Origin of the sequence: Stenotrophomonas sp. 278 (assembly GCF_003935715.1) — a bacterium.
Classification (GTDB): domain Bacteria; phylum Pseudomonadota; class Gammaproteobacteria; order Xanthomonadales; family Xanthomonadaceae; genus Stenotrophomonas; species Stenotrophomonas maltophilia_AH.
In genome coordinates this window covers 17,473-30,717 of sequence record NZ_RHPP01000045.1, presented here as the reverse complement: position 1 = coordinate 30,717, position 13,245 = coordinate 17,473, and the positions used below count along the sequence as shown (strand labels likewise).

At 65.8% G+C, this 13,245-nt stretch carries 12 protein-coding genes and 1 pseudogene; 9 read left to right on the top strand and 4 right to left on the bottom strand.

Annotation, left to right across the window (positions count from 1 at the left end; translation table 11 throughout):
* Both EGJ34_RS09650 and EGJ34_RS09645 read left to right on the top strand, forming a co-directional pair.
* On the top strand, positions 1 to 413 hold a 413-nt coding region (locus EGJ34_RS09650), incomplete at its 5' end, for a peptidoglycan DD-metalloendopeptidase family protein (protein ID WP_148100484.1).
* A 72-nt stretch (positions 414 to 485) separates the two neighbouring features.
* The gene (locus EGJ34_RS09645) at positions 486 to 1,889 is read left to right on the top strand and encodes a S41 family peptidase (protein ID WP_125360276.1); all 1,404 of its coding nucleotides are present in this window, start codon (positions 486 to 488) and stop codon (positions 1,887 to 1,889) included.
* A 108-nt stretch (positions 1,890 to 1,997) separates the two neighbouring features.
* Here EGJ34_RS09645 and EGJ34_RS09640 read toward each other — a convergent pair whose 3' ends face one another.
* Positions 1,998 to 2,690, bottom strand: a complete 693-nt coding sequence (locus tag EGJ34_RS09640; protein ID WP_125360275.1) for a rhomboid family intramembrane serine protease — start codon at positions 2,688 to 2,690, stop codon at positions 1,998 to 2,000.
* Between the two features lie 228 nt (positions 2,691 to 2,918).
* Here EGJ34_RS09640 and EGJ34_RS09635 point away from each other — a divergent pair, with 228 nt between their 5' ends.
* Positions 2,919 to 4,262 carry an outer membrane protein transport protein gene (locus tag EGJ34_RS09635; protein ID WP_125360274.1) on the top strand — a complete coding sequence of 448 codons (1,344 nt, stop codon included), beginning with the start codon at positions 2,919 to 2,921 and terminating at the stop codon, positions 4,260 to 4,262.
* An 89-nt stretch (positions 4,263 to 4,351) separates the two neighbouring features.
* Here the strand turns inward: EGJ34_RS09635 and EGJ34_RS22715 are convergent, their stop codons facing one another.
* Both EGJ34_RS22715 and EGJ34_RS22710 read right to left on the bottom strand, forming a co-directional pair.
* Positions 4,352 to 4,810, bottom strand: a complete 459-nt coding sequence (locus tag EGJ34_RS22715) for a ThuA domain-containing protein (protein WP_260476951.1) — start codon at positions 4,808 to 4,810, stop codon at positions 4,352 to 4,354.
* 37 nt (positions 4,811 to 4,847) lie between these two features.
* Positions 4,848 to 5,081 (bottom strand): annotated as a pseudogene (locus EGJ34_RS22710) (ThuA domain-containing protein); the annotation flags it as partial.
* 104 nt (positions 5,082 to 5,185) lie between these two features.
* On the opposite strand from EGJ34_RS22710, the gene EGJ34_RS09625 reads away from it, so the two are divergent.
* Positions 5,186 to 5,527 carry a hypothetical protein gene (locus EGJ34_RS09625; RefSeq protein ID WP_125360273.1) on the top strand — a complete coding sequence of 114 codons (342 nt, stop codon included), beginning with the start codon at positions 5,186 to 5,188 and terminating at the stop codon, positions 5,525 to 5,527.
* Positions 5,524 to 6,099, top strand: coding sequence for a nicotinamide riboside transporter PnuC (gene pnuC / locus EGJ34_RS09620; RefSeq protein ID WP_125360272.1), 576 nt, complete (start codon positions 5,524 to 5,526; stop codon positions 6,097 to 6,099). Before EGJ34_RS09625 ends, pnuC begins: the two co-directional genes overlap by 4 nt.
* Before the next feature lie 193 nt (positions 6,100 to 6,292).
* Here pnuC and putA read toward each other — a convergent pair whose 3' ends face one another.
* Positions 6,293 to 9,517 (bottom strand): bifunctional proline dehydrogenase/L-glutamate gamma-semialdehyde dehydrogenase PutA, encoded by a 3,225-nt coding sequence (putA, locus tag EGJ34_RS09615; protein WP_125360271.1) that lies wholly within the window; start codon positions 9,515 to 9,517, stop codon positions 6,293 to 6,295.
* A gap of 361 nt (positions 9,518 to 9,878) precedes the next feature.
* On the opposite strand from putA, the gene coxB reads away from it, so the two are divergent.
* The 4 genes from coxB to EGJ34_RS09600 all read left to right on the top strand — a co-directional run bounded on the left by coxB (position 9,879) and on the right by EGJ34_RS09600 (position 13,225).
* Positions 9,879 to 10,820 carry a cytochrome c oxidase subunit II gene (gene coxB / locus EGJ34_RS09610; RefSeq protein ID WP_125360270.1) on the top strand — a complete coding sequence of 314 codons (942 nt, stop codon included), beginning with the start codon at positions 9,879 to 9,881 and terminating at the stop codon, positions 10,818 to 10,820.
* Positions 10,821 to 10,884: 64 nt separating this feature from the next.
* Positions 10,885 to 12,495 carry a cytochrome c oxidase subunit I gene (ctaD, locus tag EGJ34_RS09605; protein WP_125360269.1) on the top strand — a complete coding sequence of 537 codons (1,611 nt, stop codon included), beginning with the start codon at positions 10,885 to 10,887 and terminating at the stop codon, positions 12,493 to 12,495.
* A gap of 8 nt (positions 12,496 to 12,503) precedes the next feature.
* Positions 12,504 to 12,638: a hypothetical protein gene (locus EGJ34_RS22705; protein WP_260476950.1), complete on the top strand. Its 135-nt coding sequence runs from the start codon at positions 12,504 to 12,506 to the stop codon at positions 12,636 to 12,638.
* On the top strand, positions 12,635 to 13,225 hold the full coding sequence (locus EGJ34_RS09600; protein WP_125360268.1) for a cytochrome c oxidase assembly protein: 591 nt from the start codon (positions 12,635 to 12,637) through the stop codon (positions 13,223 to 13,225). Before EGJ34_RS22705 ends, EGJ34_RS09600 begins: the two co-directional genes overlap by 4 nt.
* The last annotated feature ends 20 nt before the right edge of the window (positions 13,226 to 13,245 follow it).

Sequence of the window (13,245 nt, the reverse complement as noted above, 5' to 3'; positions counted from 1 at the left end):
CGCCCAAGGTGGCGAGCGCACCGGCCCCCAAGGTCGGCGGGCTGGGCTGGCCGCTGTCGGGCAATCTGCTTGCGCGCTATGGCGGCAAGCTGCCGGATGGCCGCACCAGCAGCGGTGTGCTGATCGGAGCCAACGCCGGCAGCACCGTGACGGCGGTCGCCGACGGTACTGTGGTGTTCTCCGACTGGATGACCGGCTACGGCATGATCCTCATCGTCGACCATGGCAATGGCTACATGAGCCTGTACGCCCACAACGACACCCTGCTGCGCGACGCCGGTTCGGCGGTGAAGAAGGGCGATGCCGTGGCCAAGGTGGGCAACTCAGGCGGGCAGGGCGTCACTGCGCTCTACTTTGAACTGCGTCGCAACGGGCAGCCGGTCGATCCCACCTCATGGCTGCAGCGGCGGTGACGTTCAACGGGAATTTACCCCTGCTTCGCGCATAATCGGGACGATGTTTCCCCGCACACTTTGGAGTGCTTCATGCGTGTAGCCCGTTCCGCCACCTTGCTGCTGGCTCTGCTGCCGGCGCTGACCTGGGCACAGCAGACCGCACCGGCCGCGCAGAGCGGGAGCGACGCGGCCACCAGCGAAGAGGCGGTGACCTCGCGCATTCCGCTTGAAGAGATCCGCCGCTACGTGGGCGTGTACAACGCAGTACGCGCCGCCTACGTTGACCCGGTCGACGACAAGAAGCTCATGCAGTCGGCCATCCGCGGCCTGCTGCTGGACCTGGACCCGCACAGCACCTACTTCGACAAGGAAGATGCCGAAGCCTTCGACGAACAGGCCGAAGGTGCGTACGAAGGCATCGGCGTGGAACTGCAGCAGCAGCCTGACAACGCCAGCCTCAAGGTGATCGCGCCGATCGACGACACCCCGGCCTCCAAGGCCGGCATTCTTGCCGGCGACCTCATCATCGCCATCGACGGCAAGCCGATCAGCGCCATTGAGGCCACCGAACCGCTTCGCGGCAAGGCCGGCAGCAAGGTCGTGCTCACCATCGTGCGCGAAGGCAAGGCCAAGCCGTTTGATGTGCCGATTACCCGCCAGACCATCCGCGTCACCAGCGTGCGCAGTCGCCTGCTCGAACCCGGCTACGGCTATGTGCGGCTGAGCACGTTCCAGGCCGACACCGGGGCGGACTTCCAGAAGCATGTGACCCAACTGCAGAAGCAGTCCGGTGGACAGCTCAAGGGCCTGGTCCTGGACCTGCGCAGCAACCCCGGTGGGCTGCTCACCGCCGCCGTGCAGGTGGCAGACGACCTGCTCGAAAAGGGCAACATCGTCAGTACCCGCGGCCGCATCTCGATCAGCGACGCGCGATTCGACGCCACCCCGGGCGACCTGCTCAAGGGGGCACCGGTGGTGGTGTTGACCGACGCCGGTTCGGCCAGTGCCTCTGAAGTGCTGGCCGGCGCGCTGCGTGACAACGGCCGCGCCCGCGTGGTCGGCAGCCGGACCTTCGGCAAGGGTTCGGTGCAGACCGTGCTGCCGCTGGACAACGGCGACTCGGTCAAGCTCACCACCGCGCGCTATTACACTCCCAGCGGCAAGTCGATCCAGGCCACCGGCATTGTTCCGGACGTAGTCCTGCTGCCGGAAAAGAAGGACGGCGACGACGACCTGCCCGCCAGCCTGAGCGACTACAGCGAGGCCACCCTGCCGGGCCACCTGCGCGGTGATGACGAGGGCGGCGAAGGTTACGCCGCCGGCGACGTGCTGCCCGGCGACGGTCCGATCAATGACGCATTGGCCGAGTTAAAGCAGCCGGGTTCGGTGGCGGCGAAGCAGAAGGCGGAAGCGGCGAAGAAGCCGGCCGTGGAAGCAAAGCCCGCTGTGGAGCCCAAGCCTGCCGCGGAACCCAAGCCTGCTCCGAATCCGTGACGGTAGCGCCGGCCGTTGGCCGGCCCTCATGAACGTCGGAATCGCCCGGCGGGCCGGCCAACGGCCGGCGCTACCGGGCGTCCTGCAATGCCATGTTCCAAGGAACGTTCAAAACCCGTGGCGCTTGCGCAGGCGGCGCGCGATGGCCGCCCGCACGTAGACGCCATACACCAGCCCGAACGCGAAGCCGGCAATGTGCGCCCACCAGGCCACCATGCCGAAGCTCGGGCCGATGTACGCGAACACCACCTGCAGCGCGGCCCACACGCCGATCAGCAGGTAAGCCGGGGCGCGCACGAACTCCAGGAACAGGCCTAGCGGGATCACCACGCCCAGCCGCGCGCCCGGGAACAGCGCCAGGTACGCACCGATCAGCGCCGACACCGCGCCACTGGCACCGATGATGATCTGGTCCGGGTTGCCCATCGTGTAGATCGCGGTGAGGTTGGCGATGGCTCCGCCCACCAGGAACAGCAGGATCAAGCGCCACGGGCCCAGCACCCGTTCGGCCGGCAACCCGAAGATCAACAGGAACACCAGGTTGCCCAGCAGGTGCGACCAGTCCGCGTGCAGGAACAGCGCGGTGAACAGGCGCAGCACGCTGCCGTCCTGCAAGGTCGCCCACCAGTCCTGCGGATGGGTCAATCCCGTCGAAAGGGCACCCCAGTCCAGCCACAGGCTGCGGCGGGCATCGCCCGGGCGCGAGATCGACCACAGGAACGCCAGCCACAAGGACGTGAACAGCAGCGGCGTGGCCCAGCGCAGGGCGGTTTTTCGGCGGGAGGGCAGGGACACGAACATGCGGGTGCAGCCTAACGCGGAGCAGGTCGAAACGGGGTAAGGAGGCGTTCAGGCTGAATGGCCGAATACGCCTATCGCGTTATTGTTTCATTAACCGGTCTGGGTATACTCGCATACGGCGTCGTATGTCGGGAGGGGACTCCGGCGCATGTTTTCCGGCCTTTGCGGGTGGGAAAGCGTGCAGGCGCGCGTTGCCAATCATCACCGCAAATCCGGAGAGAAAACACGATGCAAACTGCTTCCACGCTTGCCCGCGTCACCGCCCTGGCCGTCGGCATCGCCGGTGCCCTGGCCGTTGGCCACGTCCACGCCGCCGCCTTCCAGCTGAAGGAAAACAGCGCCAAGGGCCTCGGCCGCGCCTTTGCCGGTTCCGGCAGCGCCGCCGGCGACGCCTCGATCATCGCTGTCAACCCGGCCGGCATGCGCCAGCTCGACGGCACCCTGGTCCAGGGTGACCTGAGCGCCATCAGCTTCAAGGCCGAATTTGAAGGCACCGGCCGCAAGCCGACCGGCCAGGCCCAGACCGGCGGTGACGGCGGCGACGCCGGCATGATCGCCCCGGTTCCGGCCGCCTACTTCCACATGCCGATCGGCGAAAAGGCCCACTTCGGCGTCTCGCTGACCGCACCGTTCGGCTTCAAGACCGATTACGACAACGGCTGGGTGGGTCGCTACAGCGGCCTGAAGACCGACCTGAAGGCGATCGACCTGGGCTTCGCCGCTTCGTACGACGTCAATCCGTACGTGTCGTTCGGCGCGTCGGTGTTCGTTGAACACCTGACCATCGAACTGAGCAACAACATCGACTTCGGTACCGCCCTGGCCCAGTCCCGCGTGCCGGGCTTCGCCCCGGGCAGCGCCGACGGCAAGCTGACCATGGAAGGCGACAACAACGCCGTGGGTTGGACCGTCGGCGGCCTGTTCAGCGTCGATGAGAACACCCACATCGGCATCAGCTACCGTTCCAAGGTCGAGCACAAGATCACCGGCGGCGACGCCACCTTCGACGTGCCGCCGGCAGCTGCACAGGTGCTGGCCGTGGCCCAGCCGGGTCGCTTCGTGACCACCTCGGGCAAGGCCACCGTGACCCTGCCGGCCTCGGCCACCTTCAGCGTCACCCACAACTTCACCGACCGCTTCACCATGATGGCGGACGTCACCCGTACCGCGTGGTCGACCGCCTTCGACAGCGTCACCATCGACTACGGTTCGGCCCAGCCGGACTCGGTGCTGGACTTCAGCTACCGCGACACCACCTTCGTTTCGCTGGGTGGCGACTACAAGCTGAGCGACGCTGTCACCCTGCGTGCTGGTGTGGCCTACGACCAGACCCCGACCACCGACGCCCACCGCGACGTGCGCGTGCCGGATACCAGCCGCAAGTGGCTGTCGTTCGGCGTGGGCTGGACCCCGTCGGCCAACACTGAATACAACTTCGGCTACACCCACCTGTTCACCAGCGACCCGAACGTGAACATTGCCGGCAGCACCAACAACCAGGGCAACTCGCTGCAGGGCAAGTACAAGGTCCGTGGCGACGTGCTGGCCGCTTCGTTCCAGTACAAGTTCTAATCGCAATAAGCTGAAAAAAGAGGCCCCGCAAACGCGGGGCCTTTTTCATGTCTGCCGTAGAGCCACGCCCTGCGTGGCTACGCGGTCCGTCAACATTCGCTGCTCCGCCCCGCTGCATACAACAACCCCTGCCGCAGGTGCGCCTGGAAATCCCGGTTCCGGTACACCGCCGTGTCGTGCCCCAACCCGGTGTACCAGCTGCGACCGCCATCAAACGCATGGCACCAGGCGATCGGGTGATCGCTTCCCATCGTTCCGCCCCGATACATGCGCTCATCCACCGTTGCGATCACCTGCACGGTCCCGCGTGGATTGCTCCGGTAGTTGTACAGCTCATCACGCACCGGCCAGAACGTGCCCACCGGCTTGCCGTCGCGCTCGGGCTGCACGCGGCTGAACTGCAGCCCCTCCGGATGATTGCGGAAGTACGCGCCCACCAGTTGCCCGTACCAAGGCCAGTCGTATTCGGTATCGGCCGCAGAGTGCACACCCACGAAGCCCCCACCCCGCGCGGATGAAGCCTTCCATCGCCTGCTGCTGCTCCGCATCCAGCACGTCGCCGGTGGTATTGGCGAACACCACCACCTTGTAGCGGGCCAGATTGGCCGCGTTGAAGTCCGCCGGATTCTCACTCTGGTCCACCGCCATGCGCTCACGACCGGCCAGCAGGCGCAGCGTACTGACCGCGGTGGGAATGGAGTCGTGGCGGAACTTTGCGGTGTGGGTGAACACCAGCACGCGCTCGGTCGGCGCGGCAACGGCGATCGGCGCGGCACACAGGCACACGGCCAGCAACAACGGCAGGACATTCGGGCGCATGGGCTGATCATGCCACAGCCGCGTACAATCGCCCCTCACCGTGCGCCCGGCTCTGCCCGCGCGCGGCGCACGGATCGCTTGATGCTTCATGACAAGGAAACCGCATGTCGTCTGTTCTGCTTCGCACCACCCTGGCCCTGGGCGTGTCCGCCCTTGCTGCCCCGGCCTTCGCTGCCGGTGATTTCGCCGCCTGTTTCACCCTGACCCCGGGCGTGTCCTGGTCCAACGGCAGTGAAACCCTGTCGACCAGCGAGGCCACCGTGGCCGGCGAGCCGGCACTGGCCGTGACCACCTCCGGTGGTGGCGTCAGCAGCGCCACCGTGCACGACCGCAGCGGCCGCCAGCTCCTCGCCCAGAATATTCCAGCGCTACAGTGGCGACAACCTGCTGATGAGCGACGAGATCAGCTCCATCGTCAACGAGTAAGACCCGAACCTCGCCCATGAACCTCGCCGACCCCAACTTCCAGCTGGAAATCGCTGCCAATGTCATGGTCGCAGGGTCCATCCTGCTGGCCGGACGCAACAACGTCCACACCTGGTGGATGGGGATTGTCGGCTGCGCCCTGTTCGCGCTGGTGTTCGAGCACAACCATCTGTACGCCGACATGGTGCTGCAGTTCTTCTTCATCGCCATCAGCGTGCTCGGCTGGTGGCAGTGGCTGCGCGGCGACCATGGCGCACCGCTGCCCATCACCCGGGTGCGTCCGCGCGCCTGGGTGTGGCTGGTGCCGGTGGCGGTGGTCGGCACGTTCGGGTATGGCTGGATGCTGCATCGGTTGACCGATGCCTATGCCCCGTTTGTGGACTCGGCCGTGCTGGTGCTGAGTGTCATTGCCCAGTTCCTGATGATGCGGCGCAAGCTGGAATCGTGGTGGGTGTGGCTGCTGGTGAACAGCATTGCCGTGCCGCTGTATTACAGCCGTGGGCTGCATCTCACGTCGATTCTGTATGTCGGGTTCTGGATCAATGCGTTGGTGGCGTACCGGCATTGGCGGAAATTGATGGTGGTTCGGTAACTGCCGCCGTTTCGTTCCGGGGTCATGCGTTACCGGGCGTGGAGAATTTCACGGCGGTCGTCTGTCGACCGACCCTACCGGAGCGTGCTTGCGGCTTGTGACCTTCGGTGGCCACCGGCTTTTCGCACGGAGGCATCAAAGAAAAGGCCCCGCGAATGCGGGGCCTTTTCGTGCAGGCAATAACAGCGAAAAATCAGTCGCCCAGCGTCAGCAGCGAGGCGTTGCCGCCGGCAGCCGTGGTGTTCACCGTCACGGTCTTCTCGGTGGCAAAGCGCAGCAGGTAGTGCGGGCCGCCGGCCTTCGGGCCCGTGCCCGACAGGCCCTGGCCGCCGAACGGCTGCACGCCCACCACCGCACCGATCTGGTTACGGTTCACGTACACGTTGCCCACGTTCACCCGCGAGGAAATGCGGTCCACCGTTTCATCGATGCGTGAATGCACGCCCAGGGTCAGGCCATAGCCGGTCGCGTTGATCTGGTCGATCACCGCGTCCAGCTGGTCACCCTTCCAGCGGATCACGTGCAGCACCGGCCCGAAGATCTCCTTGTGCAGCTGGTCCAGGTTCTTCAGTTCGTATGCGCGCGGTGCGAAGAACGTGCCGTGTGCCGCCGCTTCGCTCAGCTCCGCCGCCGCGATCAGGCGCGCTTCCTTCTCCATCCGCACCGTGTGGTCGCGCAGGATCTGCAGCGCGTCACCATCGATCACCGGACCCACGTCGGTCGACAGCAGGCCCGGGTCGCCCACCTTCAGCTCCGCCATCGCGCCCGCCAGCATCGTCATCACCTTGTCGGCGATGTCGTCCTGCACGAACAGCACGCGTGCCGCCGAGCAGCGCTGGCCAGCCGAGGTGAACGCCGAACCGATCGCATCCTTCACCAGCTGTTCCGGCAGTGCCGACGAATCGGCAATGAACGCATTCTGGCCGCCGGTTTCCGCGATCAGCACGCCAATGGCCGCATCACGCGCTGCCATCGCGCGGTTGATGGCGCGTGCGGTGTCGGTCGAACCGGTGAACGCCACGCCCGCCACGCGCGGATCGGCGGTCAGCGCCGCACCCACCGTTGCGCCGTCGCCCGGCAGGAACTGCACCACGCCGGCCGGCACGCCCGCTTCAAGCAGCAGCTGCACTGCGTAGTAGCCGATCAGGTTGGTCTGCTCGGCCGGCTTGGCAATCACACTGTTGCCCGCTGCCAGCGCCGCTGCCACCTGGCCCAGGAAGATCGCCAGCGGGAAGTTCCACGGGCTGATGCAGACGAACACGCCACGGCCGTGCAGCTGCAGTTCGTTCGATTCACCGGTCGGGCTCGGCAGCTTCTCGGCGTGGCCGAACTGCTCGCGTGCCTGCTTGGCGTAGTAACGCAGGAAGTCCACCGCCTCGCGCACTTCGGCAATGCTGTCCGGCAGGCTCTTGCCCGCTTCCTTCACGCACAGCGCCATGAACTCCGGCAGGCGCGCTTCCAGCTGGTCGGCGGCGTGTTCCAGGATCGCCGCGCGGCTCGCGGCCGGCGTGCGGTTCCACTGCGGCTGGGCCGCCACCGCGTTCACCAGCGCCTTCTCCACCGTCGCGCTGTCGGCCGGCTGCCACTGGCCCACCACCTGGCGGTTGTCGGCCGGGTTGATCACGTTGATCAGCGCGCCGGTCGGCTGTGCACCCGGCACCAGCGGCGCGGCCTGCCACGGCTTCACTGCCGCGTTGAGCTGCTCGGCCAGAGCGCGCAGATCGTTGTCGTTGGCGAGATTGACGCCCATGGAGTTCTTCCTGTCGTGGTTCTGGCTGCGCAGCAGGTCAACCGGCAGCGGGATTTTCGGGTGCGGGATGGAATCGAACGAAGACACGGCTTCAACCGGATCGCGGATCAGATCGTCAATGGCCACGTCTTCGTCGGTGATGCGGTTGACGAAGCTCGAATTTGCGCCGTTTTCCAGCAGGCGGCGCACCAGGTACGGCAGCAGGTCCTCGTGCGAGCCCACCGGCGCATACACGCGACACGGCACGTTCAGGCGGTTGGCCGGCACCACTTCGGCATACAGGTCGTCGCCCATGCCGTGCAGCTTCTGGTGCTCGTACTGGCCGCCCTTGGCGATCGCCTTCACCGCGGCGATGGTGTGCGCGTTGTGGGTGGCGAACATCGGGTAGATGGCGTCGGCATGGGTGAACAGACGCTTCGCGCAGGCCAGGTACGAAACGTCGGTGTTCTGCTTGCGGGTGAACACCGGGTAGGCCGGCAGGCCGTCGATCTGCGCACGCTTGATCTCCGCGTCCCAGTACGCGCCCTTGACCAGGCGCACCTGCAGGCGGCGACCAATGCGGCGGGCCAGGTCGGCCAGGTAGTCGATCGTGTACGGGGTGCGCTTCTGGTACGCCTGCACCACCACGCCGAAGCCTTCCCAGCCCACCAGCGAAGCGTCGCTCACCACCGCCTCGATGATGTCCAGCGACAGTTCCAGGCGGTCGGTTTCCTCGGCGTCCACCGTGCAGCCGATGCCGTACGACTTGGCCAGCTGTGCCAGTTCCAGCACGCCCGGCACCAGGTCAGCCAGCACGCGCGTGCGCTTGGCGTGCTCATAGCGCGGGTAAAGCGCCGACAGCTTGATCGAGATGCCCGGGGCCGAGTTCACGTCGCCGTCCGGACGGCCGCCACGGGCCTTGTGGTCGCCACCAATGGAGTGGATCGCGCGGCGGTAGTCTTCCAGATAGCGCTTGGCGTCCTTCATGGTCAGCGCGCCTTCGCCAAGCATGTCGAACGAATAACGGTAGCTGGCGTTGTCGCCCTTGTGCGAGCGCGACAGCGCTTCTTCGATGGTGCGGCCCATCACGAACTGATGGCCCATGATCTTCATCGCCTGGCGCACTGCCAGGCGCACCACCGGCTCGCCGACGCGGCCCATCAGCCGCGCGAACGCGCCCGGCACGTCGGCGCGGGTCGCGTCGTTGATGTTGACGATATGGCCGGTCAGCATCAGGCCCCAGGTCGAGGCATTCACCAGCACCGAGTCACTGCCGCCCAGGTGCTTCTTCCAGTCCGCCTCGCCCAGCTTGTCGCGGATCAGCTTGTCGGCGGTGTCCTGGTCGGGAATGCGCAGCAGCGCCTCGGCCACGCACATCAGCAGCACGCCTTCCTCGCTGCCCAGGTCGTACTGGCGCATGAAGGCCTCGATCGCGCCCTGGTCCTTGGCGCGCACCCGTACCCGGGCCACCAGATCGGCCGCGGTGGCCTGCACCTGGGCCTGCTCATCGGCCGGCAGACGCGCCTGGGCCAGCAGTTCGGTGACGTGACTGGCCTCATCCTTCATCCAGGCATCGGTGATCGCCTGGCGGAACGGATTGGGCACGGGCGGCAGCTCGGGGCTGAGCAGGGCCGGACGGGAGGCAGCAGCGGCGGCCGCTGCGGGGGGATGGGCGGAAGGTGCGGTCATGCCGGAAGGCTCGTGGAGAACTTGACCATTTTATGCGTTTTTTTGCCGGCGCAACATCTCCCCGGCGGCCCTGTGGATCCGGCGCATAGCCTTTAATGGAGGGGGATTCAGCCGATTCCGACAGGCCTTCATGAACTGTGCTGAATTCGTCAAAACCGCCGCCGAGGTCATGCTGTGTTGCAACATTGCTGAAAATGTGAATGGACCCTTGCGGCTCGCGCGAAAGCAGGGCTACCATCGAGTCGCGTCCCCCACGGGCGCTCGATACCGGCGCGTGTGGAGGCAGTGCCTGCACCCGACGTCCAGAAGGCTTGCTCGCGGCCAGCGATGGCTGCAACCGACGACGCTAAGGGTCTAGGCAATGAAGCAACGCAGGAAGTGGGGTACGACGTTTGCAAAGGCAGTGGGGTTCGGGGGCGCGTTGAGCGCACCGGTATTGGCGTTGGCCCAGTCGGCCGATCCAAAGCCGTGGCAGCTGAACATGGGCAAGGGGGTCACCCAGAGCTCGCGGCTGGCCTGGGAATCCAACATGTTTTCCCTGTGGGTATGCACCATCATCGGCGTGCTGGTCTTCGGCGCGATGGGCTACGCCATCTTCAAGTTCCGCAAGTCCAAGGGGGCGGTCGCCGCCACCTTCAGCCACAACACCAAGGCCGAGATCATCTGGACCGTCATTCCAGTGCTCATCCTGGTGGTGATGGCGTGGCCGGCCACCGCCAACCTGATCAAGTTCTACGACACCCGTGATTCGGAAATGACCGTCAAGGTCACCGGTTACCAGTGGATGTGGAAGTACGAATACCTGGGCCAGGACGTCAGCTTCACCAGCCGCCTGGATCGCGAATCCGACCGCGTGCGCCAGAGCGGGCAGGTGCCGGACCGCAACAGCCACCCGCATTACCTGCTCGACGTGGACAACCGCCTGGTGCTGCCGGTCGACACCAAGGTGCGCTTCGTCATCACCTCCGACGACGTCATCCACGCCTGGTGGGTGCCCGCGCTGGGCTGGAAGCAGGACGCCATTCCGGGCTTCATCAACGAGGCCTGGACCAACATCGAGCAGGTCGGCGTGTATCGCGGCCAGTGCGCGGAGTTGTGTGGCAAGGACCATGGGTTCATGCCGATCGTGGTCGAGGCGGTGTCCAAAGAAGACTTCCAGAAGTGGCTGGCGGAGAAGCGGCCCAAGCCCGCCGAACCAGCACCGGCACCGGAGGCCGCGCCGCCGGCAGCCGGGCAGAGCCCGGCTCTACAAGGCACAGAAGCCGCGCCTGAAGCAGCGCCGCCGGCTCCGGAACAAGTCTGAATTCCCATCGCGCGCACCGCACGGTGCGCGTTGCTACCAGCGGAACCAATGAGGTGTAGTGGCAATGGCGCATACCGCAGTTGATCACGACGTGCATCACGGTCATCAACAGAGCTTCGTCCAGCGTTGGTTGTTCTCGACCAACCACAAGGACATCGGCACCCTGTATCTGATTTTCAGCTTCATCATGTTCATCATCGGTGCCGCGATGAGCGTGATCATCCGCGCCGAACTGATGCAGCCGGGCCTGCAGTTCGTCAAACCCGAAACCTTCAACCAGCTCACCACCGTGCATGCGCTGGTGATGATCTTCGGCGGCGTCATGCCGGCCTTCGTCGGCCTCGCCAACTGGATGGTGCCGCTGCAGATCGGCGCGCCGGACATGGCCCTGCCGCGCATGAACAACTGGTCGTTCTGGCTGCTGCCGGTGGCCTTCAGCCTGCTGCTGATGACCTTCCTGCTGCCAGGCGGCGCACCGGCCGGTGGCTGGACGCTGTACCCGCCACTGTCGCTGCAGGGCGGCTACAACGTCGCCTTCACCGTGTTCGCCATCCACGTGGCCGGCATCAGTTCGATCATGGGCGCGATCAACATCATCGCCACCGTGCTCAACATGCGTGCGCCCGGCATCGACCTGCTGAAGATGCCGATCTTCTGCTGGGCCTGGCTCATCACCGCCTTCCTGCTGATCGCGGTGATGCCGGTGCTGGCCGGTGCGGTCACCATGCTGCTCACCGACAAGTTCTTCGGCACCAGCTTCTTCAATGCCGCCGGTGGCGGTGACCCGGTGATGTTCCAGCACATCTTCTGGTTCTTCGGTCACCCCGAGGTCTACATCATGATCCTGCCCGCCTTCGGCGTGGTCAGCGAGATCATTCCCACCTTCAGCCGCAAGCCGCTGTTCGGCTACCAGGCCATGGTCTACGCCATCGCCGCCATTGCTTTCCTCTCGTTCATCGTCTGGGCGCACCACATGTTCACCGTGGGCATGCCGCTGGGCGGCGAGATCTACTTCATGTTCGCCACCATGCTCATCTCCATTCCCACCGGGGTGAAGGTGTTCAACTGGGTCAGCACCATGTGGCGCGGGTCGCTTACCTTTGAAGCGCCGATGCTGTGGGCGGTCGCCTTCGTCATCCTGTTCACCATCGGCGGTTTCTCCGGGCTGATGCTGGCCATCGTCGTGGCCGACTTCCAGTACCACGACACCTACTTCGTGGTCGCGCACTTCCACTACGTGCTCGTTACCGGTGCGGTGTTCGCGCTGATTGCCGCGGTGTACTACTGGTGGCCGAAGTGGACCGGGCGCATGTACAGCGAGAAGTGGGCCCGGTTCCACTTCTGGTGGTCGGTGGTGTTCGTGAACCTGCTGTTCTTCCCGCAGCACTACCTCGGCCTGGCCGGCATGCCGCGCCGTATTCCCGACTACAACGTCGCCTTCGCCGACTGGAACCTGATCAGCTCGATCGGCGCGTTCGGCATGTTCGTCACCCCGTTCATGATGGCCGCGATCCTGATTGCCTCGCTGCGCAACGGCGAAAAGGCCGCCGACCGGTCCTGGGAAGGCGCGCGTGGTCTCGAATGGACGGTCCCGTCACCCGCTCCGGCGCATACCTTCACCGTGCCGCCGGTCATCCGCCCGGGTGATCTGGCCCACGACGACGTCACCCATTGAGGCTGCCGATGAACCCCACGCCGTCCGCATTCGATGACCTGGCCCTGCGCCGCCGCCGCGCCCGTCGTACCGCGGTGGTGGTCGGTGCCGTCGCCGTGGCCGTGTACCTCGGTTTCATTCTGAGCGGGGTGATCGGGCGGTGAGCGAGGTGCAGCCCGCCAAGGCGTCACCCACAGCCGGACTGCCGCGCCTGATCGCGGTGGTGGTGGCGGTGTTCGTGCTGACGTTCTCGCTGGTGCCGCTGTACCGCATTGCCTGCGAGAAGATCTTCGGCGTGCGCCTGGAACGCGGGCCGGGCAGCGACATGGCCGGCACCGCTGTCGGCAAGCAGCGCACCGTGCGGGTGGAGTTCGACGGCGGCGTGAACTCGCACCTGCCGTGGGCCTTCCATCCCGAACAGCTGAGCATGGACGTGGTACCCGGCGAGCTCAACGAAGCCCTGTACTTCGCCCGCAACGACAGTGACCACGCGCTGGTCGGCAGTGCCGTGCCGTCCGTGGCCCCGGCCAAGGCGTCGGGCTACTTCAGCAAGACCGAGTGCTTCTGCTTCACCGCGCAGACCCTGCAGGCGGGGGAGAAGCGCGACATGCCGGTGCGTTTCATCGTCGACCCGGATCTTCCGGCCAACGTGACCACCATCACCTTGTCCTACACCTTCTACAAGAACGACGCGCTGAGCGCGCAGCTGGTCGCGGCCCAGCCGCCGGCTACTGCCCGTTCCGCGCCCTGACCGTCTTACGGATACCGACC

Excerpts from the sequence above, each read along its gene's own strand:
- EGJ34_RS09645 (WP_125360276.1), top strand. The coding sequence starts at position 486 with ATGCGTGTAGCCCGTTCCGCCACCTTGCTGCTGGCTCTGCTGCCGGCG.
- EGJ34_RS09640 (WP_125360275.1), bottom strand. The coding sequence starts at position 2,690 with ATGTTCGTGTCCCTGCCCTCCCGCCGAAAAACCGCCCTGCGCTGGGCC.
- EGJ34_RS09635 (WP_125360274.1), top strand. The coding sequence starts at position 2,919 with ATGCAAACTGCTTCCACGCTTGCCCGCGTCACCGCCCTGGCCGTCGGC.
- EGJ34_RS22715 (WP_260476951.1), bottom strand. The coding sequence starts at position 4,810 with ATGCGGAGCAGCAGCAGGCGATGGAAGGCTTCATCCGCGCGGGGTGGG.
- EGJ34_RS09625 (WP_125360273.1), top strand. The coding sequence starts at position 5,186 with ATGTCGTCTGTTCTGCTTCGCACCACCCTGGCCCTGGGCGTGTCCGCC.
- pnuC (WP_125360272.1), top strand. The coding sequence starts at position 5,524 with ATGAACCTCGCCGACCCCAACTTCCAGCTGGAAATCGCTGCCAATGTC.
- putA (WP_125360271.1), bottom strand. The coding sequence starts at position 9,517 with ATGACCGCACCTTCCGCCCATCCCCCCGCAGCGGCCGCCGCTGCTGCC.
- coxB (WP_125360270.1), top strand. The coding sequence starts at position 9,879 with ATGAAGCAACGCAGGAAGTGGGGTACGACGTTTGCAAAGGCAGTGGGG.
- ctaD (WP_125360269.1), top strand. The coding sequence starts at position 10,885 with ATGGCGCATACCGCAGTTGATCACGACGTGCATCACGGTCATCAACAG.
- EGJ34_RS22705 (WP_260476950.1), top strand. The coding sequence starts at position 12,504 with ATGAACCCCACGCCGTCCGCATTCGATGACCTGGCCCTGCGCCGCCGC.